This window comes from Bradyrhizobium sp. ISRA430 (assembly GCF_029909975.1).
GTDB lineage: Bacteria > Pseudomonadota > Alphaproteobacteria > Rhizobiales > Xanthobacteraceae > Bradyrhizobium.
In genome coordinates, this window is the sequence record NZ_CP094516.1 from 7,928,064 (window position 1) to 7,950,581 (window position 22,518).

Annotated in this window: 21 protein-coding genes; 12 read left to right on the forward strand and 9 right to left on the reverse strand. The window is 61.3% G+C overall.

From position 1 onward, the window contains the following. Positions 1–24: 24 nt before the first annotated feature. The 6 genes from MTX21_RS37135 to MTX21_RS37160 all read left to right on the forward strand — a co-directional run bounded on the left by MTX21_RS37135 (position 25) and on the right by MTX21_RS37160 (position 6,821). Complete coding sequence (locus MTX21_RS37135; protein WP_280969392.1) at positions 25–513, forward strand: chemotaxis protein CheW; 489 nt, start codon at positions 25–27, stop codon at positions 511–513. A gap of 60 nt (positions 514–573) precedes the next feature. Next, complete coding sequence (locus tag MTX21_RS37140) at positions 574–2,382, forward strand: methyl-accepting chemotaxis protein (protein ID WP_280969393.1); 1,809 nt, start codon at positions 574–576, stop codon at positions 2,380–2,382. A gap of 136 nt (positions 2,383–2,518) precedes the next feature. Beyond that, positions 2,519–3,373, forward strand: coding sequence for a CheR family methyltransferase (locus tag MTX21_RS37145; RefSeq protein WP_280969394.1), 855 nt, complete (start codon positions 2,519–2,521; stop codon positions 3,371–3,373). A gap of 17 nt (positions 3,374–3,390) precedes the next feature. Next, positions 3,391–4,482, forward strand: a complete 1,092-nt coding sequence (locus MTX21_RS37150) for a chemotaxis response regulator protein-glutamate methylesterase (RefSeq protein ID WP_280969395.1) — start codon at positions 3,391–3,393, stop codon at positions 4,480–4,482. Between the two features lie 5 nt (positions 4,483–4,487). Next, a complete protein-coding gene (locus MTX21_RS37155) occupies positions 4,488–6,221 on the forward strand; it encodes a chemotaxis protein (RefSeq protein WP_280969396.1) in 1,734 nt (577 codons plus the stop codon). 153 nt (positions 6,222–6,374) lie between these two features. Then, positions 6,375–6,821: a hypothetical protein gene (locus tag MTX21_RS37160; protein WP_280969397.1), complete on the forward strand. Its 447-nt coding sequence runs from the start codon at positions 6,375–6,377 to the stop codon at positions 6,819–6,821. Between the two features lie 299 nt (positions 6,822–7,120). Here MTX21_RS37160 and MTX21_RS37165 read toward each other — a convergent pair whose 3' ends face one another. Further along, positions 7,121–7,486 carry a VanZ family protein gene (locus tag MTX21_RS37165; RefSeq protein WP_280969398.1) on the reverse strand — a complete coding sequence of 122 codons (366 nt, stop codon included), beginning with the start codon at positions 7,484–7,486 and terminating at the stop codon, positions 7,121–7,123. A 468-nt stretch (positions 7,487–7,954) separates the two neighbouring features. Continuing rightward, positions 7,955–8,128, reverse strand: coding sequence for a hypothetical protein (locus MTX21_RS37170; RefSeq protein WP_279371981.1), 174 nt, complete (start codon positions 8,126–8,128; stop codon positions 7,955–7,957). Positions 8,129–8,966: 838 nt separating this feature from the next. On the opposite strand from MTX21_RS37170, the gene MTX21_RS37175 reads away from it, so the two are divergent. From MTX21_RS37175 to MTX21_RS37190, 4 genes are all read left to right on the forward strand, one after another. Then, positions 8,967–9,122: a hypothetical protein gene (locus tag MTX21_RS37175; RefSeq protein ID WP_280969399.1), complete on the forward strand. Its 156-nt coding sequence runs from the start codon at positions 8,967–8,969 to the stop codon at positions 9,120–9,122. A gap of 158 nt (positions 9,123–9,280) precedes the next feature. After that, positions 9,281–9,451: a hypothetical protein gene (locus tag MTX21_RS37180; protein WP_280969400.1), complete on the forward strand. Its 171-nt coding sequence runs from the start codon at positions 9,281–9,283 to the stop codon at positions 9,449–9,451. A gap of 45 nt (positions 9,452–9,496) precedes the next feature. Beyond that, positions 9,497–9,781: a hypothetical protein gene (locus tag MTX21_RS37185; RefSeq protein WP_280969401.1), complete on the forward strand. Its 285-nt coding sequence runs from the start codon at positions 9,497–9,499 to the stop codon at positions 9,779–9,781. Between the two features lie 53 nt (positions 9,782–9,834). Continuing rightward, positions 9,835–10,257, forward strand: coding sequence for a hypothetical protein (locus MTX21_RS37190; protein WP_280969402.1), 423 nt, complete (start codon positions 9,835–9,837; stop codon positions 10,255–10,257). 46 nt (positions 10,258–10,303) lie between these two features. On the opposite strand, the gene MTX21_RS37195 is transcribed toward MTX21_RS37190, so the two are convergent. After that, positions 10,304–11,038 (reverse strand): metallophosphoesterase family protein, encoded by a 735-nt coding sequence (locus MTX21_RS37195; protein WP_280969403.1) that lies wholly within the window; start codon positions 11,036–11,038, stop codon positions 10,304–10,306. A gap of 121 nt (positions 11,039–11,159) precedes the next feature. Further along, the gene (locus MTX21_RS37200) at positions 11,160–11,474 is read right to left on the reverse strand and encodes a hypothetical protein (protein WP_280969404.1); all 315 of its coding nucleotides are present in this window, start codon (positions 11,472–11,474) and stop codon (positions 11,160–11,162) included. Positions 11,475–11,810: 336 nt separating this feature from the next. On the opposite strand from MTX21_RS37200, the gene MTX21_RS37205 reads away from it, so the two are divergent. Continuing rightward, positions 11,811–13,235 (forward strand): undecaprenyl-phosphate glucose phosphotransferase, encoded by a 1,425-nt coding sequence (locus MTX21_RS37205; protein ID WP_280969405.1) that lies wholly within the window; start codon positions 11,811–11,813, stop codon positions 13,233–13,235. A gap of 275 nt (positions 13,236–13,510) precedes the next feature. On the opposite strand, the gene MTX21_RS37210 is transcribed toward MTX21_RS37205, so the two are convergent. From MTX21_RS37210 to MTX21_RS37225, 4 genes are all read right to left on the reverse strand, one after another. Next, on the reverse strand, positions 13,511–14,251 hold the full coding sequence (locus MTX21_RS37210) for a metallophosphoesterase (RefSeq protein WP_280969406.1): 741 nt from the start codon (positions 14,249–14,251) through the stop codon (positions 13,511–13,513). A 912-nt stretch (positions 14,252–15,163) separates the two neighbouring features. Next, complete coding sequence (locus MTX21_RS37215) at positions 15,164–15,826, reverse strand: hypothetical protein (RefSeq protein ID WP_280969407.1); 663 nt, start codon at positions 15,824–15,826, stop codon at positions 15,164–15,166. A 64-nt stretch (positions 15,827–15,890) separates the two neighbouring features. Further along, complete coding sequence (locus MTX21_RS37220) at positions 15,891–17,228, reverse strand: hypothetical protein (RefSeq protein ID WP_280969408.1); 1,338 nt, start codon at positions 17,226–17,228, stop codon at positions 15,891–15,893. Positions 17,229–17,408: 180 nt separating this feature from the next. Next, on the reverse strand, positions 17,409–18,122 hold the full coding sequence (locus MTX21_RS37225; RefSeq protein WP_280969409.1) for a hypothetical protein: 714 nt from the start codon (positions 18,120–18,122) through the stop codon (positions 17,409–17,411). Positions 18,123–18,519: 397 nt separating this feature from the next. Between MTX21_RS37225 and MTX21_RS37230 the strand changes: the two genes are divergently transcribed. Then, a complete protein-coding gene (locus MTX21_RS37230) occupies positions 18,520–19,647 on the forward strand; it encodes a polysaccharide biosynthesis/export family protein (RefSeq protein ID WP_280971346.1) in 1,128 nt (375 codons plus the stop codon). Positions 19,648–20,040: 393 nt separating this feature from the next. Here the strand turns inward: MTX21_RS37230 and MTX21_RS37235 are convergent, their stop codons facing one another. Beyond that, positions 20,041–22,455: a polysaccharide biosynthesis tyrosine autokinase gene (locus MTX21_RS37235; RefSeq protein ID WP_280969411.1), complete on the reverse strand. Its 2,415-nt coding sequence runs from the start codon at positions 22,453–22,455 to the stop codon at positions 20,041–20,043. Positions 22,456–22,518 lie beyond the last annotated feature (63 nt).

Here is a 22,518-nt window from a genome sequence, read left to right on the forward strand (position 1 = left end):
ATTCCCAAACCTTTGGACCGCATCATGGCCGCAACCTCGCAATATCTGACGCTCGGGCTCGCCGGTGAGACGTTCGGCATCAGCATCCGCAACGTCCGCGAGATTCTCGACATGCGGCCGATCTCGCGTCTGCCGCACGCACCAAACTTCCTGCTCGGCATGATCGACGTGCGTGGCAGCGGCTATCCGATCGTGGACCTCAGGACCAAGCTGGGTTTACCGAATGTCACAGCGACTGAAGCCACCCGCATCATCATCCTCGACGTGCCGATGAAGGATCGCCTGGTCGGCGTCGGATTCGTCGCCGATTGCGTCTTCGAGGTCACCGATATCGACGAGCAGGCCATCGAGCCGGTGCCCGAAGTGGGAGGCAAATGGCAGTCCGATTATGCGGCCGGCATCGGTCGCAAGGGAGAGAAGTTCGTCGTCATTTTCGACCTCGCCAAGCTGATGGCCAACGACGAGATTCCGGAAGGACGCGATGCGGCCGCGGATGCGTCCCGCGCCGCCTGAGTTTGCAAGAGTAAGCGTGGCAAGCGTACGCACCCCCAATTCGAACCAAATGAGATTGACATGAGATTCACCGTCAAAGCCAAGCTTGCGAGCGCCTTCGGCGTCGTCATCCTGCTTTCCATGATCGCCGGCGCGGTCGGCTACGTGAAACTGTCGGACATGGTTGGAACCACTGAGGTTCTGGTTAACCGTGCGGGCCGCATGGAGAAGGCCGCGGAGCTCAAGGAAGGCGTTCTGTTTCTGGTGCGTGCCGAGAAGAACTCAATCCTCGCGGCGAGCGACGCGGAATACGACCAGTTCGTGGCCGACCTCGCCAAGAATCGCGAAGCGCTCACGAAGTCCAAGGACGAGATTTACGCCGCGGCCGCCGAAAGCGGCAAGAAACTGATGGAGAATTTCTCCGTGGCGTTCGGCAAACTGAACGCCTATCAGGACGAGACGGTCAGGCTTGCGAAGACCGACAAGCAGAAGGCCTTGGACCGCTCCATGCATGACGGCCGCAAGGTTGTCGCGGACGCGCTGGAGGCGGCCGACATCTACATCAAGAACGTCAAGAAGAACATGGCCGAGCAGGCCGAGCAGTCCAAGCAGGATGGCTCGCGGGCCGAGATGCTGCTGATGAGCCTGGTGATCGCCTCGCTGTTGATCGCCGCGGTCGCCGCAACCTGGATCGCGATGAACATCAGCCGCGCGTTGACGCAGGCCGTCGGTCTGGCCGACGCCGTTGCGGTCGGCGATCTCAGCCGCAAGATCGAATCGTCGAGCAATGACGAGATCGGCGATCTCATCAAGTCGCTGAATGCGATGACGGTGAACCTGAACGCCACCGCAGCAGTCGCCAACGAGATCGCACAGGGCAATCTCACGGTTGAAGCCAAGCCGCTGTCTGACAAGGACACGCTGGGCCTTGCGCTCGAGCGCATGGTGGAAAAGCTTCGGCAGATCGTTTCGGAGGCCCTCACGGCCGCGCAGAACGTCTCGGCCGGCAGCCAGGAGCTTTCCGCAAGCGCCGAACAGCTTTCGCAGGGCGCGACCGAGCAGGCCTCGTCGGCGGAGGAGGCGTCGTCCTCGATGGAGGAGATGGCCTCGAACGTGAAGCAGAACGCCGATAACGCCAATCAGACCGAGAAGATCGCGGCGCAGTCGGCCAAGGACGCCGAAGCCAGCGGCGCTGCCGTGGGGCGCGCCGTCAGTGCGATGCAGACCATTGCCGAGAAGATCACCATCGTACAGGAGATCGCGCGGCAGACCGACCTGCTCGCCCTCAACGCGGCGGTCGAGGCCGCGCGCGCGGGCGAGCACGGCAAGGGCTTTGCGGTGGTCGCGTCCGAGGTGCGCAAGCTCGCCGAGCGCAGCCAGGCGGCCGCCGCCGAGATCGGCACGCTCTCAGGCGAAACCGTCAAGGTGGCGCAGGAGGCGGGCGCCATGCTCGCCAAGCTCGTTCCGGACATCAAGAAGACCGCCGAACTCGTCGAGGAGATTACCGCGGCCTGCCGTGAGCAGGACGTCGGCTCGGCCCAGATCAACCAGGCGATCCAGCAGCTCGACAAGGTGGGCCAGCAGAACGCCAGCGCGTCCGAACAAGTGTCCTCGACCTCGGAGGAGCTCGCCTCGCAGGCCGAGCAGCTCCAGTCGACCATCGCCTATTTCCGCATCGATCACGCCGCGAACGGCCACGCGGCGGCGCCGATCGATCGGGCGGTCACTCAATTGCGCGCGAAGGCCGCTACCATGGCGGCCGCCGATCGGCCGGCCAAGAAGCCCCAGGCAAGGCCGGCGCGTGTCATGAAGACCGCCAATGGCGGTGGCGGCTTCGCCTTCGACATGAATGACGGCGAGGACGACCGCGACGCCGAGTTTCAGCGCTAGCATTTTCGAGGCCGGTCCTGCCGTCACGGGTGGACCGGCCCGAGTTCAATGATTGCGCAGACGCGCAAGGTTTCGAGATGGCCCACATGGTCCGACATTCAGTGCAGGCGGCCATCGCGGGCCAAGGCAGGCGGGCATGATGCCGGCCGTGCAGGATACAGCCGTGCATCTGTCGGACCGCCACTTCCGGACGATCGCCGAGCTGATCGAAGGCCAGGTCGGCATCAAGCTGCCGCCCGGCAAACGGCTGATGCTGGAAGGGCGGTTGCACAAGCGCGTGCGCGCGCTGAACTATTCCGACCTGAACGAGTATGTCGACAATCTGTTCGAAACGGATAATTTCGATACCGAGCTCACCCATCTCATCGATGTGGTGACCACCAACAAGACCGACTTCTTCCGCGAGCCGCAGCACTTCACCTTCATGAGGGAAGTTGCGATCCCGGCCCTGCTCAAATTGCACGGACGCAGGAACGCGAACCTAAAGATCTGGAGCTCGGCGTGCTCCACCGGCATGGAGGCCTATACGGCGGCGATGGTGCTGGACGACATGACGCGGAGCGGATCGCGGTTTCAGTACCGCATCCTCGGCACTGACATCTCGACCGCCGTGCTGCGTCTCGCCAGGACCGCGATCTATGCCCGCGATGTGCTCGCCCCGGTGCCGGAGCAATTCGTGAAGAGGTACTTCCTGTCGTCGCGGGACAGGTCGCGCGGCGAAGTGCGGGTGGTGCCGGAATTGCGGCGCATGACGCATTTCATGCGGATGAACCTGATGGATGCATCCTATCCGGTCGACCGCGATGTCGACATCATCTTCTGCCGCAACGTCCTGATCTATTTCGAACGCGAGACCCAGCGCAAGGTGATCGAGCAGTTGCGCAGCCATTTGCGGCCCGGCGGCTATCTGCTGGTCGGGCATTCGGAATCGATGATTCACAGTGCCGTGCCTGGCCTGAAGCAGGTTCAGCCCACCATTTTCAAGGTCTAGCCGGAGCGCAACCCAAAATGCCGAGGGAGAAGGTTCGCGTACTGATCGTGGACGATTCGGCGTCGGTGCGCCAAATCCTCCAGACAATCCTCAATGACGATCCCGACATCGAGGTGATGGGGACAGCCTCCGATCCGTTCGCCGCGGCGCGCCGCCTCCAGAACGAGATTCCCGATGTCATCATCCTCGATATCGAAATGCCGCGGATGGACGGCATGACCTTCCTGCGCAAGATCATGGCGCAGCGTCCGATCCCGGTGATCATCTGCTCCTCGCTTACCGAGGAGGGCTCGAACGTGATGTTCGAGGCGTTCGAGGCCGGAGCCGTCGACATCGTGCCGAAGCCGAAGATCGATACCCGGCAGGCGCTGCTCGAATGCTCGACGCGTCTTCGCGAGGCCGTCAAGTCGGCCGCCCGCGCGCGCGTGCGGCCGCGCGCGGAGCGGCGGATGATCGAGAAGAAGCTGACGGCCGACGCCATCATCCCGCCGCCGGTGCAGGGCCGGGTGCGGCCGACGACCGAGCGCATCGTCTGCATCGGTGCCTCGACCGGTGGAACGGAAGCCCTGAACGACGTGCTGGAGCTGCTCCCGCCGACTTGCCCGGGCATTCTCGTCGTCCAGCACATGCCGGCAGGCTTCACCGCGGCCTTTGCCAGGCGTCTCGACGGCGTCTGCCAGATCCGGGTCAAGGAGGCGGAGGACGGCGAACCCGTCTTGCCGGGCTGCGCCTATATCGCGCCCGGTGCCCGCCACATGCTGCTCCAGCGCATCGGCCTGCGCTACCAGATCGCGATCAAGGACGGCCCGCCGGTGTCGCGGCATCGTCCGTCGGTCGACGTGCTATTCCGCTCGGCGGCCCAGCATGCCGGCGCCAATGCGCTCGGCGTCATCATGACCGGTATGGGCGACGACGGCGCGCGCGGGCTCCTGGAGATGCGCAGGCTCGGGGCTTCGACGCGCGCACAGGATGAAGAGAGCTGCGTCGTGTTCGGCATGCCCAAGGAGGCCATCACCCGTGGCGGGGTCGAGAAGATCGTGTCACTGCATCAGATCCCGCGCGAAATCATGCTCTGGTACCAGACCGGCCATGCCGCGGTGGCGGGTTGAACGCGATGTCCGTAATCCCGGCCAACCCTCTCAGTGATGCGATCGCTGCGATCGAGGATGTCTCCTCACGCATCGAGGACGTCTTCGCCCGTGTCGGTCACCAGCTCGGACGCGGCCATATCATCTTCAAGGAGCTGAATCAGGGTCTCGCGACGCTGTCCGGGGAGCTGTCCGGATCCGCGATCGAGGGTGCGGCGACCGCGTTGCAGGAGATCGCCGCGCGGCTGAACGAGCTGGCGCAAGCGCTGCCCGCAGAGAGCGCCTTGCTCGCGACCATCGGCAAGAGCACCGCGGAGGCGTCTTCGCTGCTCAAGCCATTGTTCAAGCACATCCAGATGATCACGATCATCGCGCGCAGCGCGCGGATCGAGGCGGCTTCGCTCGACGGCGACCGCGAGGGCTTTCTCGCCTTCACGCAGGAAGCCTACGACCTCGGCAAGGCGGTGCAGCGCTCGATCGAAGGCTGCGCGCGGGACCAGCAGCGCCTGTCGGATGCAGTTGCGACGGCATCCACCCGGCAGAGAGAGTTCGAGGGCGGCTACCGGGAGCAACTGATGTCCGGAAGCGCCGAGCTCGCCTCGGCCTATTCCGGATTGCGCGACCAGCGCAGCAAAAGCGCTCATCTCGCCGAGCTCGCGGGCACCAGCACGAGGAAGATCGCCGAGGTGGTCGGCAGCTCGATCATTTCGCTTCAGGCCGGCGACAGCACGCGTCAGCGTCTGGAGCACGTCATCCATGGTTTGCGTCTGGCCTCGGGGCCGGAGCTGGCGCCGAGCCTCGTACCTGATGCGGAGGAGGTCGGCAGCGGCGCTCGCGCCGTCTGCCGTCTACAGGCGGCCCAGCTCAGGGATGCCCAGCGCGAGTTCGGTGGCGACATCGGCCAGATCGTTCGCACGCTGTCGGCCATCCTGAATGATGCGGGCGATATCGTCGGACGCGGCCGGGCGCTGTTCGGCGCGGAGGATGACGGCTCGTCCTCCTTTCTGGCGCGCATCAAGCACACGCTCGCGCAGGCCTCGACCTTAATCGCCACCTGCGAGAATGCCGGCCGCTCGGTTGATGAAGCGCTGGCAATCGTCGAGGACACGCTGGCCAAGTTCCGCCAGGCGATCGCCGGGCTCGCCGAGGCCACAGTCGACATCACCCTGATCGGCATGAACGCCGGCCTCAAGGCCAGCCATCTCGGCAGCAGAGGCAGCGCCTTCGTCGTCATCGCCAACGAACTGAAAGCGACCGCCGACCAGGTCGCGGCGGGCGCAACTCGCTTAAGACCCGTGCTCGATAGCATCGAGCAATCGGCCAACAATCTCAGGGACCTTCGCGTTAAGGGCGATCCCGGGCAACTCGCCGAGCTCGAGCCGCAGATCCTCCAGGCGCTGCGCGAGGTGGAGACCGGCAACGAGCGGCTAGGCAAGCTGATGAACCGGCTGGTCGATGAAGGTGCCGAGTTCGAAGGCCTGATGAATTCGGCGAAGGATTTGATGCGCACGCTCGGCGAGGCCTCTGCGGCCTTGCCGGCGATCGCCTCGCGCCTCGAGACGGCGAGCGCGGTCGCAGGGAGGCCGACGCTACAGGCGGGTGACGAGACGGTGCTCGACGATCTCTTCGCCCGCTACACGATGGAGCGCGAGCGCGACGTTCATCGCGAATTCCTGCAAGGGCTTGGGCTCTCGTCGATTGCCGCCGCGCCTCGGCTCGGGACCGCCGACACTGCAGATGACGGGATAGAATTGTTTTGATTTGGCCGCCTGCGACACCCGCGCGATGTCGCAAGCAATTTGACGCGTTCGGTTTGGGGAACGTTAACCGTCGCGCAACGGCCTTCGGATCAGTCATTGTCGCGCCCCAGAGTTGGTCGCAAATACCCGCTGATTTCACGGTGGATGTTGTTCATGCTGAGAGAGGGCAAATACGCTGCCTGGTTCAGGACCCCGCTCGGCCAAGGTACCGGTATCGTGCATTTGGCCGAGGGGCGGATCTCGGGCAGCGACAGCTTCTTCACCTATGGCGGCTCGTACCACGTCGATGAGAATGGCTTCACGGCCGTCTTGACCACGAGGCGGCATTCGAAAGGTCCGCCGACCGTGTTCGGGCCGGATGAAGTCGTGGTCAATCTGTCGGGCGTGTGCACGGGCGCGATGGCGACCTGCTCCGGAACGGCCAAGGAGGCGCCCGACGTGAAATTCGAGGCGACGCTGATCTACAGCCAGGAAGATACGCCGGTCACCGACGTGAAAGGCGCCGTCGTGAAGCTCAATTCCGACAAGCTGCCCAAGGGCCTCGATAGCCGATCGCGTTCGCGCCATCCCTCCATGTCCCCCAGGACTCCGGCGTCATAGCGAGGCTCGCTTGGTCTCGTGTTGACACCTGCACCTTTGCGGCTGCAGCGCGATGGAGGCCAGAGAGTGCGCGAGGCATCTGTCGCTTGATCGCCGCAAGAGCCGCCAAGCTGGACGATGCGCTGACGATGAAATTCTTTTGCGACCACCCGCGAAGCCGATCCCGATCTCGACGGAGCGATCGCGGCATTGCGCGAGACGCATCGGCGGATGGCCGAGCCGTTGGCGCTGGAAGTGACATATGACAGGCGCAGTGTGGCCGAGTCTGTTGCTCCGCCAAGGTGGGCGTCCCGGACTGACTAGGTCGGTGGTCTTGGCAGGAAGGCCAGGATTGTCTGAGCCAGCATGACGCCCACGGTGCCGCCTGCCGCCTTTTCAAACACGTCGATTATCCGCGGATCACGGTCAGGTGTGAGCGCTTGCATGACCTCGAGCCCGCCGGCAACGGCCACCACAAGAGTGCAGGCCAGCATGAAGCGTCCGGGCAGCAGGAAAGACAACAGGAAGCCCAACAGTCCGTAGGCGCTGAAGCGCTCAATGACGACGACCCAATAGGCTTCGGCGTGGCCCGCGAGGGCAGGCCTGCCCGCCAACTTTGCAAGCGTGGCGTAGACGATGAGCGCAAGGCAGATGGCCGCGGCTGCGATGAAATGGTTTCGACGCATTACCGCATCTTAGCCACCCGAGACGGACGTCGCTGCGAAAGACGCGAACATCGTTAAGGTCGTCCACACTGGCTCTGGCGAAGGATTCCACCAGGACGGGTCAGGCCACCAGTGCCGTCGATGCGTCCACCGTGATGGTGTCAGCTTGTTGGCGCTCAAGCCCTTCAGTCACCGGCGCTCGATTGTTCCGTTCGCATCGGCTGCCTGGAACAGCACTACATCCCGCGGTACGAACGTGCTCCGACGCGAACAGCGCTGGCTTGGCGGCAATCTGTGCGGCTTCGGTGCTTGCGCGGGCGGGTAACCCACAGCCGGAGCGCCACGAACGCAATGTTGAAGGCGAGCCAGGCCACAAGGGCGACAATGGCAAAATGTGACACGACCGAAACCTCGGTTATTTCACGCGGAAATAACGCGCCGGGCGGCCGGCCGTTCCGGCTCGAACCAGTCGTGGCGTTCGCGTCCTCGTTAACCTTTCTTGGTGCTCTTCGATTTCAGCGACAGGCCGAGACGCAAGGCCATGCGCTTGATCGCGTCGGGCGATCGCCCGAGCTGCTTCGCCGCCTCTTCCAGCGACGCTGAAGACTTGGCCAGCTCCATGAGCCGGCGGTCTTCCTTGAACGACCAGGGCTTGCGCGCCATAACCGAAATGATCCTCTCGCATCGACACAACGACAAAGCCGCCAAGCGAACCCATGTGCGCTCGACGGCTCTGCTTGGGTGGGGCCGGGCTTTGGGGGAGCCCGGTGCGAAGATGGATAGGCAATTGGCGAGACTTCGCAACAAACACCGCGGATTAAGCTAACCGCTCAACCTTACCGGGATGAAATTGGTGCGTGGCGCACCGTATAACCACGGGAGTTTAGCTGGCCGAGGCCGATCCGCACGCCCATATCCGCGGACGAGAAGGCTCTGCTGCCGTGTCCGAGTTGTCGCAGAACCAGGCTCCAGGGATCACAGGCCGATTCGCATGTGTTCGTTTGCAGGAGATCGTCATGCCCGGACTTGTCCCGGGCATCCACGTTCTTTGTACCGCGCGGCAAGGCGTGGATGGCCGGGACATTGGCGAGCGGAAGCGACGCCATCCTCCGGACTGCTGTGCTCGGCGATGACGGATGTGAAAGCTTCAGCGCTCCAAGCGCTGGCTATCATACGCGATAGCGCTGCCCGAGATCGAAGCCAGATGTCGCCGATCAGCGTGAGGGACACCAAACGCAGTAGCGATGGCGCGTCGAACGCTCCGCACGGATTCGCGCCGCCATGTCTCGCGCGTCGCAAATCAACAGCGGTCAGCGCCGATCGAGTCATCGTGGTGCGATCGCACACTGCCTTCGTTTGAGAATTGATCCAATCGCGACACATGCGTTGAGCGGTGATCTCGGCGAACGGATCTGCGCTTCTGTCAAACGAGCCGTCACGAGATCGTCGAATTCGCTCGGCTATCATCGTGCAAACGACACGATCCAATGAGAAGGCCGAGATGCTTCAAAAAGCGCGAGCGGCACTTCCTCTCACGAGGTTCAGAGAGCGGGCCTTTGAAGGCGCGTTTTTCGGCGTTGCGCTGATCGCGATGGTAGGCTGGGTGTATTTCATCACCCTGTTGCTGGTGCGATTGTTCCTCTTGTTCCTCGGTTGACGCACGCGCAAGCGATCACTTCGCAAGCATGGTGCTGCCCAAATTTTCTCAAGCCTGACACGAAAATCGGCGGCGTACATCATGATGTCGACACAACTCGAAGCTGAGAATGCCGCATCAGAAGGATGAAGGCGCTCCTTAACTGGGAAGAATTCCGAATGACGCTGTTCCCGATCATCGTCTCGATCTTCGCCGGCTTCGCCGCGGGCTACGCGGCGCGCGCGTGGCGGTCTCACCGGCGCAGGGAGCGTCACCCGCTCCATCGGTCCTATGGTCCGACGATGTCTCGACAAAACCCATCGTTCGCCCGGGTGCGGCGTGCATTCTGAGAAGATGCAAACGATCCGCGATCACGACGGGAAGAGTGGCGCGTCATGACAAGTTCGAGGAACAATGCCCCGCGCCGATATTTCGTCGACGCGGGCGGGCGGCGGGTTCTGATAGGTCTCACCCCCGAGGAAACCTTCGAGTTCGAGCGGCTCGACAGCGAGTCATCCCTCGGGCAGGCGGGCAAGCAGGCCGCGCGCGACGGCGATACGCCGTGGCAGGCGGCCGGCGAGCGGCGCTGGCTGGAGCTGTATGCAAAGCATGAGGGGGCCTGGAAGGCCTGGATGGCACAAAGTCGCGCTGAAGCGCCCGGAGACTTTAACCTTTATTAACCATCGCGGTCCCATTTTCCTCCGGTCTGGCACTTCAAATCGGAAATGCACGCATGTTCCAACTGTTCCTGCGGGCCCGCACCCACAACTTCCTGAGGGACCGCTTCCGGGGAGAACAGACGTTCCGCGCGCGGTCCCCCGAGCGCGATGCCGAGACCGACCGTACGCGTATCGAAGCCATCATGCTGGCGATCGAGGACGCGCTGCACGCGGCAGAGCGTGAGCAGTCGGGCCTTAACCGCCGCGTTGAAGACGTGCTGGCGCGGGCGGCGGTGACCTTCGGCAATGGCGATGATGAATATCTCGAGCGCGAGCCGCTGGACAATCATCACCAGGATCTGTTCGACAAGGAGATCCTGAACGGCCAGCGCAGGCTCAAGGAGCTCGGTGCCTCGATCGCCCATTTCAAATTCCTGAAAGCGGCGATGCTCAGCCGCTTTCCGGAATACCGGCCTCCGACCGGCAGCACCAATTGACGGCGGGTTGCGGCGCCCGACGCAATGCTGCGAGCGGATGCTGCGCCTAGATTGCGAGCATGCTGCTGCCCTGGATGGACAGCAGGGTCAGATTTCCGGTGGCATATGCCCCGGTATCGATATTGGCGCGGTTCTCGAGCAACTCGGCCTGGCGCACCGGTGTGTGGCCATGCACGATATATTTGCCGAAGCGCTTCTTGCTCCGGAGAAATTCGTCCCTGATCCACAACAGGTCCTGCTCGCGCTGTTCGGACAGCGGGACACCGGGGCGAACGCCCGCGTGAACGAAGAAGAAGTCGCCGCAGGTGAATGTCGGCCGCAATTGGCGCAGGAACGCGATGTGCTGCGGCGGCATTGCGGACGTGAGCTCGCGCACGAGATCGGATTGTTCGTACTTGGTGAGATTGGGCGAGGCCGACACCCCGTATGACATCATGGTCTGGAGTCCGCCGAAACCAAACCAGTCGGCGACGCGCGAGGGATCGTCTAGCACGGAGGTGAAATAGGCTTCGTGATTGCCCTTGAGAAAAACCGTGTTGCGGCGGCGGCTGCGCCCGATAAGAAGATCGAGGGTGCGGCGGGAGTCAGGTCCGCGATCGATGTAGTCACCGAGAAAGACCTCGATCGCACGATACGGCCGGCTGTTCGACATATCCGCATCGATGACAACGAACATCTGCTCGAGCAGATGCGCGCAGCCGTGGACGTCGCTGATCGCATAGATGCGGACGCCGTCTGGCAGTCTCGGCCGGGGCGAGCTTTGGGTCGCAGTCGTGAGCATGAAGTCTGACTTTTTCGAAGAACTTCGTCCGACATGTCAATACGCTATCGGCGAGATCGGGTCACCACGAGCCGCTTTTTTCCCACTCATGTAAGGACAATGCTCATTTGCACCTGACGGATCAGCCGCGCGGTACGACGAAGCGCAAACGCGTCGCGCCTAGCCGAAGCCTCGGCCGTCGAACGACGGTGCGGCCTTGCTGCGATAGACCGGTGCGCGAACGCGGAACAGAAGCGCCGCAGAAATAGCCAAGCTGAAGCGTCGCCGCAAAGACAAGGATCATAACAACGCCGTGAGCCGGACTGGTTCCCTGCCAGGCCGAGATCGTGCCGAGGATCGCGGCACCGAGAATGGTTGCGGGAGGCAGGATGAAGATTCGGGATCGCCCGCCCAGCAGCGACCCGATCAACAGACAGAAAACAACGACGGTACTCACGCCACAACGCCTCGAAACGGCCATGAGCGTCAATGGCAGCGGACTAACAACGGCTTAAACGACACAGTTGAATAGCCGTTCAAACGTGCGGGCTGTGATGATCGAAAATGTCGCGATGCGAAAGTCGGCGCGATGCTCACTCCAATGTCAAGCATATGACACAGTTTGAGCACTCGAGCGCTGCGACGCTGCGTTGCAGAAAATCGATCTCATTTTTGCTGTAGTGCCGCAATGTTGCTTTGTTTGATTTAGACATTCGTTCGATCGCATCACAAATGCAATTCGATTTGCTTGCAATTTTCGATTGCGAGTGCGGGACGAGGCAGCGAGGTTCGGATGGCTGTAACAACTTATGGTTCGGAAAACTACTACTCGGTCTTATCGAACCGTCGCGGTGCCCTCCAAAGACCCCTTCAAGTCGCGCTGATCGCCGGTGACTTCCTCGCCGTCCTGCTCAGCTACTACGCAGCGAGTGCTCTGTACCGCCTGCTCGTGGCCGAACGGGATTCGTCGATCGGAGCCGGTCTCGTCGTCGCTGCGGTGCTCGTGACGATCGCGTACTTCCAAGGCGTCTACGATCATCATCGCCTGCTGAACACAGTCTGGCAGCTTCGCAAGACGCTGGCCGTCTGGGTGATCTCGCTGACCATTCTCACCGTCGAGGCGTTTCTGCTGAAGTCTTCCGCCGATCTGTCGCGCGCGACCACGCTGCTGTTCGCCGCGACCGGCGGCGTCGCTCTGAGCGGGCTTCGCGTGCTGTGGCGCTTCGCTCTGACGTCGAGCTATGCCAAGGGCCGCCTCGTCGACAGGAAGGTTGTTCTCCTAAGCCTCAAGCCGCTCGATTTCACGTCGGGCCGCTTCAAGGATCTGCGCAAGCACGGCTTCAACGTCGTGCGGCACTTCGTGCTGGATCCGTCCGAAGAGGGCGCAGGTTGGGATCGCGAGATTCGCGATGTCGTGCGTCAGGCCCGCGCGGCCGACGCGGAAGAATATCTTCTGGTCGTCGATTGGGACGAAATGCCGCTTCTGCAGAAGCTGAGCCAGCACCTGCGCGTCGTTCCTCAGCCGATCCGCCTGCTGCCCGACTTTCCGATCGCCGATCTGGTCTCGCGTCCGTTCCAGCCGGTGAGCGGCACGATTGCGATCGAGATTCAGCGCGCGCCGCTCACCGTGTTCGAGCGTGTGCAGAAGCGCTGCCTGGACGTCGGCCTTGCGTCGTTCGCGCTACTAATGCTGGCGCCGCTGCTGGTGACGGCCGCGATCATGATCAAGCTCGATTCGAAGGGCAAGATCATCTTCAAGCAGTCGCGGCGCGGGTTCAGTGGCAAACAGTTCGAGATCTGGAAGTTCCGCTCGATGACGGTGGCGGAGAATGGCCATACCGTCACGCAGGCGAAGCGAACCGACGCAAGAGTCACGCGGGTCGGACGCGTGCTGCGGCGGACCAGCATCGACGAACTGCCGCAGCTCTGGAACGTGTTGCGCGGCGAGATGTCGCTGGTCGGCCCGCGGCCCCATGCACTCGCGCACGACAACTATTACGACGAACTCATCAGCAACTACATCTACCGTCATCACATGAAACCCGGCCTGACCGGATGGGCGCAGGTCAATGGATTCCGTGGCGAAACACCGACCATCGACTTGATGGAAAAGCGCGTGGAGTATGACGTCTGGTACGTCAGCAACTGGAGCATCTGGCTCGACCTGAAGATCATGGCGCGAACGGCAGCAGCCTTGATGTTCCAGGAAGCCTACTAACCAGTGCAAGCGGAGGCACCTAGAACTAGGAACAAGAATCGCGGTCCGAAACCCGATTTCCCAGCGCCCTCTCAAGCCGCCGTGCTACCGCGTCACGGAGATGCCGTGAGCGGGGGCGCGAGGCGAAAAATGCCTCCCAATTGCAACTGAGATGACGATATGGCGAGGCGAGAAAATGCTCGCCCCATAGGTTTCGTCCGGTTCTTCTTTTCGATTGGCATCGACAGGTTTGCGGGAGATCCTAGATGCGAGGTCGTCTGGGACACGTGGCTCTATCAAAATGCCAGGAGCCGGTTGCCCTGGATGGTCAGCAGCGTAAGGTTACCCGTGGCGTAGGCACCTGTGTCAATGTTGGCGCGATTGAGCCGAATGTCCGGCTCCCGGACGGGCGTGTGCCCGTGGATGATGTATTTCTCGTGCTTCTTTTCGCTAAGCAAAAACTCGTCCCGGATCCAGAGCAGGTCGTCCTCGCGTTGACTGGCCAGCGGCAGTCCCGGCCTTATGCCGGCATGGGCGAAAAAGAAATCTCCGCAGATGAAACTGGCGCGCAGATGTTCAAAAAACATTCGATGATGCATGGGGATTGCTGCTGAAAGCTGATCGATCAATTCCTTCTGCTCCTTCACGGTCGGGTTCAACGGCGGTTGAACACCGTAAGAGCTCAGTGTCTGAAGACCGCCATACTGTCTCCAGTTCTGAAGCAGCTTGGGATTCCTGAGGACCTCGAACAGGAACGTTTCGTGATTACCCTTGAGAAAGATCGACTCATGCTTCCGGGCGCGTTCGATCAAGAGCTCGATTGTCCCGGAGGAATCCGGGCCGCGGTCAATGTAATCTCCCAAGAATACATGAATGGCCCGCCTCCGGCCGATGGTCATCAGGTCACGATCGATCACCGTGAACATCGATTTGAGTAGATCGGAGCAGCCATGGATGTCGGTCAGAGCGTAGACGCGGATATCGTCCGGCAACCGGGGCTTTGCAGCCGAGCTCCTCGAGCGTGACGATCTCCACATCTTGTGACTGAAGGATTCCGTTGCTTGTTCGGGGCGGGCGTTCGGGAACTTTTCGGCCGTCTACAGTAAAGGAGTTCGTAACAAAACGTGAGGGCCCTTGAATGGCAAATGCGGTGGAACCAAAACAAAACGGGCGAAGCCGGGTTCCTAAAGCCAATCCAATCGCTGCACAGCAAATCGCCAGCGCGGTCGCACTGTTGTTTCTTGACGACATAATGGCCTGATAATCAGCACTGACGCCGCTTATCGTCACCGCGGCGATCCCGATCAAATTGGATACGCCTGAATTGGCTTCAGATGGCGTGCATCCGTAGACGCAGGATGTGGGATGCCAATAGCCGGTCGGCGTCCTCGTGGCCGTGCACCACAGCGATGAAAGACGCCGAAAGCTCAGATCGCGCCGACCCCGGTCGGTTCATGCAATCCGGGCCGGCTCAGTATTGAAACACCAGATCGGGATTACGGGGATTCACGTACCGGACGTAAGTCCGGCTCGGACCATAGGAGTAACGAGGTTCATCGCTCTTGGTGCGCGGATCAACGGTGTAGGAATAGGAGGCCTCGAGCGAGCGATGCCGAACATAAACCGCGGCCGGGCAACCGCATCGTGGACCGCAATAGGGGTTCGGCCCACGATCGATCTGGAGCACGCTTGCAGCAACACGGGCTTTCCGCGGGTGGGCGGCGTAGTCGGCAGCGCGCGCTGGGATGACCGATACAATCACAGCCGAGACCAGTGTAACAAGGCCGACATACGATCGCGACATCGCGCTTGCTCCCTTGATTGCGATCAACCGCTCGCGCGTGGGCGAGCAACGGACCGATCTTGCAGTGACAAACTTGAAATTCATGCGTTTCGTGCTTCGGCCGGCAGCTACGCCGCATTTCGTATAGCCGTCGCGTGCCCGAATTTCAACCGCGCAGTGTCCTAAGGAATGACGGATCGATCGATTCAACAGCGGATTCAAGGAAAGTCTTGCCGAGCACTGACGCTCGCCGATAAGCCGACACGATTGCCGACTTCATCTCAGGCTGGCGGGTCATAATCAGCCAGAGGTCGCTGCGTACGACATCCTTGACGTCGGGAATAGCGAGCGCATCGGAGCGACCCGCTAGATCGATCCGAACCGGCATCAATCGTGCGTCATTTGGCGCGATAGAATACGCCATCTTCAGCGCCTCGACCACGACGGGATCGTGCGGGTCGCGCTGGGCCTGAAGCAGCGCCAGCGCCAACCACAGTTCAGGATTGTAAGGCGAGATTGATAGCGTCTGCCTGACCCTGCCGAGAGCGGCGGCGTGCTTTGTCGATCGGACGTTCGTCGGTGATTGCTGGCCGAGCTCGATCGCCTGCAGCGCGGCGATCAACGCATGATTGCTCTCGAGTTCCGGCCCGAAGGGAGAGAGCGCTGTCAGCGGGGAGGGTACGTCTCCAGTCCAGCGCGAGCCGATCTTGGTTGCGTCGGCGGGAAATGTCGTGCGCTCCAGCGCCGTCAACTCCGCCAAGGCCGAGGCGATCGCATAAGATCCGATGGTCAGCGCCAATGCCATCAGAAGGATGCGAAATCTGCTCAAGGAGGTCATTTCCAATGGACCAGTTCAATGTAAGGCCAATCCTATGGCGCAGGGATGCTGTCGTCTAACGTTTGGCGCCGCTAGTCCGGCCCGCAGATTGCGCAAGTCCGAGTGCGACCATCACGGCCACAATAATCTGGATCGTGGGGTTCGAGAGGCTTGAGTCGAGGAAACTCTCGCAGATGACGACCAGAACGCCGGCGGCTGCAGCCGCCGCGAAAAAGAAATCGCGTCCTCGCCGAACGGCGCCGCGAAAAGTGACAAAGAAGATTTGGGCGGCGAAGCTTGCCAGGATCACGATCGCCAATCGTCCCGACTCGATGGCGATCAAAACTGCGGTGGAAGGCGGAGCGTCCAACGCCGCGGCGCCAAAGTCCTGGTAGGATATCGAGGTGAGCCCAAATGTTCCGATGCCATTTCCAAACCTCGATGCATCCGCGAGCAGGCGTTCTGCCACTGCGACCGTTTCCGGATTGGCGCTGACGAATCCAAGCAGGCCCCAACCACCTGATTGAGAGTGCGGCAGCGCCATGGCGCCGGCGATCGTCGCGAGGACTGCGAACAAGATCGCCGACGGCCAGGAACGAAATCCCAAGCGCCGGACAGCGGCTATGAAAACGATGACAGTCAATCCCAAGCCAGCGACTGCCAGCAAAGCGCCTCGTTCGAGGGTCGCCAGTGCGGCGACTGACACGGCAATTCCAAACAGACCGGAAAGAACACCGACCCAAAGCCGGACCGAGGCCAGATTGCGGATGTCCTGTTGGTGCAGGTGTCGTTCGAGTGCCCTGGCAACGAGCGCGCCATTTGCCAATATCGCGAGCGCGGCTGTTGCCGGAAACGGGCTCGCAGCCGCGCCGATGTCGGAAATCACGCCGGCGAACAAATCGAGCCGGCTGAGCAGGACCTCGGCCGATATCAAGGTCGTTACGACGCACAATACGGACAGGATCGTTTCGGCCCTTTGGCGATCCTTGGTGATGATGACGGTCGACACCAGCAGCGACACGTCAATCAGATAGAGAAACAGGCTTCGCAGCGTCGCGCCGGGATCAACGCTGATGCGCCCCGACAGCGATGGTTGGTTCAATGCGATTGAAGTGGCCGACCATATCGGGTTTGCAAGCGAAAAAGTGGGAGCCGGAAAAATCTGCAACGCCATCCAGACAACGGGAAGCAGGAACGCCAGCAAAAATCGCTTCAGCAACTGCGCGGCAGAGGCAAGTTCGGCCTCCGGTCCCCTTGCTGCCATCGCCGCCATCACGGCAGCTACAAGCGCAAGCACATGCTGTGCGAAAGAGCCGTTTGCGATTGCCAAGATCGGCGTCGCGGCCAGCAATGCGATGAGAAGGTAGGAAGCAATCGACAAACTGTAAGACTTCGAAGCGCGAACGGAGTTCATCGTGACAATGGGTGGACGTTGGTGAGTATCGCATAGGCCAACATACGACGCCAATGTCGTCTGGCAGACTGCGCTAGTCGTAGACGGTATGACCCGTCATCAGTCCTAGGTACACGAGCGGGCCGAATGAAGTTGATTTGCGGGATTGGCGCAGGCGTAAGTTTCGCGTAGCCGGCCGAATTATCGAGCACGGCAGTCTTGCGACAAGTAGCGGAGAGCCGTTGCCAGTCCAGTGATCGGCACCGCTCCGCGGATCGCGGCCGGCGTGGTCCCGATTTCGACCGAAAGCTCGTTTGCGTTCTGCCAGTCACCGGCGGCAAGTCTGGACGCGTCAGCAGGCAGGAGTAGCGCCTCGCCGCTCTGGATCACAGATGCTTCGAACTCTGCTCGCTTTTCTCCTGTCATCAGGGTCACGTTCGGTCGCGTCGAGCGGGGCAGTGATTCGAGAACGATGAGCACAATCTTGATACCGTCCTTCCCGCATTGCAGGTCCAGTCCCGCAAGGCGCCCATCCGATTTGGCGCTATCGACGGCGTGCATCACCGAAATGGCGTCGGCGCCGCCGTCAGGATTTCTACTCTTCACCAGTCGCCATCCGCCCTCAAGCTGTGTCGATTGGCTACCGGACTGGACCTGCCTCAAGGCCTCTTCGTCGCAGCGTCGACGCTGTTCGGTGTTGATGCCGGACCCACAGTTCAGGACGCCCGGACGCGGCGGCTCTGCTCGGCTGTAACCACCGGTCGACACCAAGAGGCCAGCGCACAGCAGCGTTAAGCGCATCATCACAAAGGGAGACGGAACGATCGCTGGAGCCAAATTCTTCATCTCGTGCTCAGTGGCCTCAGCGGCCTCGTCGAAAACCTCATCCAGCACAGCGCGAAACTTTGTCGCCATCAGGGAGATTCTTGATTCTGTTTCAGACGAGAACATTCGGCGCGATGTGAAGCGGATGGCCGACCGAACAGTTCAAGATCGCGCGCGGAACAAATGAAGCGAAAAGTCGATCTTTATCCGCCTGGAACTTGTGCACCGGGCGATGCAGGTTAGAATGTCTCCCTCGAATTGGCTTCACATTGGGGCGGTTAGCTGTAGCTGCACTGCAACAGCATCCCCTTATTCTTGGCTGCGACAATCTCTCCTTATTCTGACCATCTCCGGCAGTTTCGTTGGCGCCACTTCGGGATTTGGCCAGGACTAAGCTGGCAAGTGATGGGGATCAGACTTGAGACGCAGCGTTCTAGTATGGGGAGTCTTGCTCGGCATTCTGCTGTCTTCCGCGGGATGCGCGATCATGCCCATGTCCGGTCCGGAAGATCATGTCATCAAGAGTCAGATCACGCGATCAGGGCCGGATTACGAGCTGGTCAAGCTCACACCGACTGTCATCGACATCCTGAAAGAATATGGCCCCGGCGCAATCGCGGGGTCATTTCCTGATCGTCGGCCGCCGGCAGGCATCAGGTTTGGCATTGGAGACACGGTGGCCGTGTCGATCTTCGAAGCCGCGGCGGGAGGCCTGTTCATCCCTGCAGAGGCCGGCGTCCGGCCAGGTAACTTCGTAGCCCTGCCAAACCAAAACGTTGATTTGAACGGGAACATTTCGGTGCCCTATGCGGGCACGGTGAAGGCCAACGGCCGCACCCCGGTCGAGATTCAGCAGGACATCGTGAAGGCGATCGGAAACCGCGCCATCGAGCCACAGGTGGTGGTATCCCTGATCACACAAAACACCTCGCTCATCAGCGTGCTGGGTGAGGTGAAGACGCCAGCTCGTTTGCCGGCGAATGCGGCCGGCGAACGGATACTTGACTTGATTGCGCGCGCCGGTGGCCTGTCGGGGCCGGGCTGGGAGAGCTGGGTGACGCTGGAGCGCGGCGGCAAGAAAGCCACGGTTCCGTTCGGAGCGTTAGTGTATCAACCAGCCAACAACATCTGGATCCATCCCGGCGACACCATCTATGTCTACCGTGAACCGCAAGTGTTCCTTGCCTTCGGGGCCTTTACGGTGGGGGCAACCATAGGCGGGCAGGCGCAATTCCCGTTCGATATGTGGAAGATCAACATGGCGCAGGCGATGGCCAAGGCTGGCGGCCTGATTGATACGCAGGCCGAGCCCGCGGGCGTCTATGTCTATCGGCGCGAACCGCGCGAGTTGGCGGAGCGATTGGGCATCGACTGCTCCAGATACACTGGCCCGCTGGTGCCCGTGGTCTATAACGCCGATTTCCGGGATCCGGCCGCCTTCTTCCTCGCAAACCAGTTTCAAATGCGGGACAAGGACGTGCTGTTTGCCGCGAACGCCGCCACGGTCGACACGGCTAAGTTCCTGCAATTCGTCAGGCTGGTGATAGGCACCGCCAACGACACGATCGTAACCGCGAACAACGCGCAAATCCTACGGATCAACTCGCGCCAGTGACCGGCCCGTCCATGGCTCCAACGGAGCGGTACGCGTGGACGACAATTGAAATGAATTCGCGGGGCCTGACACCCGCGGATTCGGCAAGCTGACGGATGGGGAGATCCGGAGCGACCATCACAAGGCCGTTCGGCAGCGCCTTGCTCGCGGCACGAACTGTGCACCGGAACGCGGTGTTGCTGGTGAGATATTCCTACTGGCTGGCTCGAGGCCTTGGCCGTACCCGCTATATGGCGAGACCGCACCTCAGATCAGACTTGCCGCTTAACCCCGGAGAGCTGGCCCTGATCTGGTCGGTTCGCGTCCGAACCGGCCGCTGCAGCGTACAATGAGATCTGGAGCATGATCTTTTCGGAAGGCCGAAGCACCTCGTTCCGGATCGAGCTTCAGACGTCAATCGACGTAGCCGTACCTCTTGTAGTACCGATTGCGATAATAGGCCGCGCCGTAAGTGTCGTAGCGGCTCATTACCGCCACGTTCACCTTGTTGAGCACCGCGCCTAGCATACGCTCGCGCACGATCGGCGTTTCGGCCAGGACGCGCTCGACGACGTCGACCTTCGATTTCGCCCACTCGATGACGAGGATGTAGGTATCCGCCAGTCCCCTGGTAGCCCGAACGTCGACCACCGGCGCAAGCGGGCTGAGATCGAGAATGATGCGATCATAGTGCTGGCGCAGATGCTGGAACAGGTTTTCCATCTGCTGGGAGGCAAGCAGATCGCTCGAATTCGAGAAGCGTGACGTCACGGCACAGGGAAGAAAATGCAAATTGGTTTGCGGATCGATCCAGACCACATCCCTCCAGTCGGCTTTACCGGCGACGACGTGGATCAAGCCAAGCTGCGCGTTCGGCGTGAGCCTTGCGGTGAGGCTTGGATTGCGAATGTCGCCGTCGATCAGCAGCGTGCGGGAGCCGCTTTGCGCCACTGTCTGCGCCAGCGCTTCGCTGATGGTCGATTTTCCTTCATTCGGAAGAGCGGACGTGATGCCGAGGACCTTGTTGGATGCTGAACCGTAGTTGCTGAGATCGCTGGCGAGCTTGATCGACCGGAAGCCTTCTGCGAAACGCGAAAATGGTGCGTTGATGACGTAGCGCCCGACGCTGTCATCGGCAGAAAGAAGCCGCTCACGATGCGGCTGCGGGTGGCTGGAGCCCGGTTCGGCTCGCTGGAGCGGCAATGCTGCGCCGGCACCGCTGGGCCTCGGCTGCGCCTGCAAAGATCTCGGCTTGGCTCGTTTGCCGAACGGCCATGCCTTGCCGAGCTGAGTGGAGTCGCTGGCGGTGACCAAACCTTCGATAGTCGGAATCGAAGCGAGACAGTTCGTCTGCACGAGTTGCTCGACCTGGGAGACGGTTCGGAAGACGCGATCCATCATGTCGAACAGGATGGCGACGATACCCGCGAGAATCGATCCGCCCACCATCGCCGCAAGAAGGATAAGTGTTGTCTTGGGCGACGTTTTGTTGGGAGGAGTCGTCGCTGCCTGGGTGATCACCCGTGCTTCGGTAATGGGAAACGACTGCTGCTGAACCGAGACCATGTACAACTGCAGGAAGTTGTCCGACAGGGCGCGGGCGCTCTGTGCATTGCTTTCCAAATCCCTCAGGACGATCTGGGCCTGACTGGTATCGTTCGAGACCGCGATCGTATCGTTCAGGCTCTTCTGGCTGGATTCTTCGCGCGCCTTGGCGATTTCAAGGTCGCTCTTGTAGACCTCGGCCGTGCGTCGCAGCTCGTCGGTGATCGAGCGCCGGATCTCGCGCATCTGATTGCGCAAATTGACGACGGCCATATGCGTCGGCCCATACCTGTTCGACCAATCCGACTGCTTCGCGGCGTACTCGAGATACGTCTGGCGCAACTTGGTGATAACCGGATTGGCCATCGTCTCGCTCACGGTCGCGAGATCGTTCAGGATGACCTTGGAGTCCTCGCTGTCTGCATTCAATATCGAAGTGATGCGTTCGAGCTTGGCCTGCGCCTCGGCGCGCTGGCTGCGGGCAACCGTCAGCGAACTGTTGATTTCAGCGAGCTGCTGCTCGGTCAGAAGTCGCCCGCCGGCATCGACGATGTTGTTCTTGGCCTTGAAATCGGCGACGGCCCGCTCGGCCGAGGATGCCTGCGACCGCAATTCCTTCAATCGATCCTGCAGCCAGACCGCGGCTCGCCGGGAGGCCTGATATTTCGACTCCAGGGAGTCCACGATATAGCCTTCGGCAACCGCATTGGCGATCTGCGCAGCCTGCTCCTGCGACAACGCCTGAAAGGCGATCTCGATGACATAGCTCACGCCGACGCGTTTAATGCTGAGGTTGCTTGCGAAGCGGGCGAGAGCCGCACGCAGAAGCTGTTCCTCGGTGGGCGGCTTCGACTCCGAAAACAGTCCGGAAATCGCTGCGGTGACGCTGCTGAGGAGTCCGCCGCCGTCGCTCATAAACTCTGGCGACTGCACGAGCTTCAAGTCCTTGATGACCTTGGAAGCGATCGCTTCGGACTTGAGGATTTCGACCTGACTGTCGACCATTGCCGAGTCGATCGGATTGTCGCCGCCGTTCGTAGGTGCTTGCGTCTGGAGACCCTGCATCTTGCGGCTGTCGATCACCAGGACGGCCGTTCCGGTATATCGTTTCGCCGCCGTGAACACGTAGACGCCGGCAAGACAGATGCACAGGAGCAGCGTGAAAATCATCACGGGATACTGCCGGCCGAGCAGCGCAAGCGCAGAGGAGATCGTCTGCTCCAGCGACGGGGCCTCGGGCGCAGTGGATTCGACCTCGCGAGGTGTGATTCTTGTTTGAAGCATCCGGCTCGCCTACGTGTAGCTATCGTGGACTGTAGCGTGTGGCATCAGGCTGGCTGTCCGCCG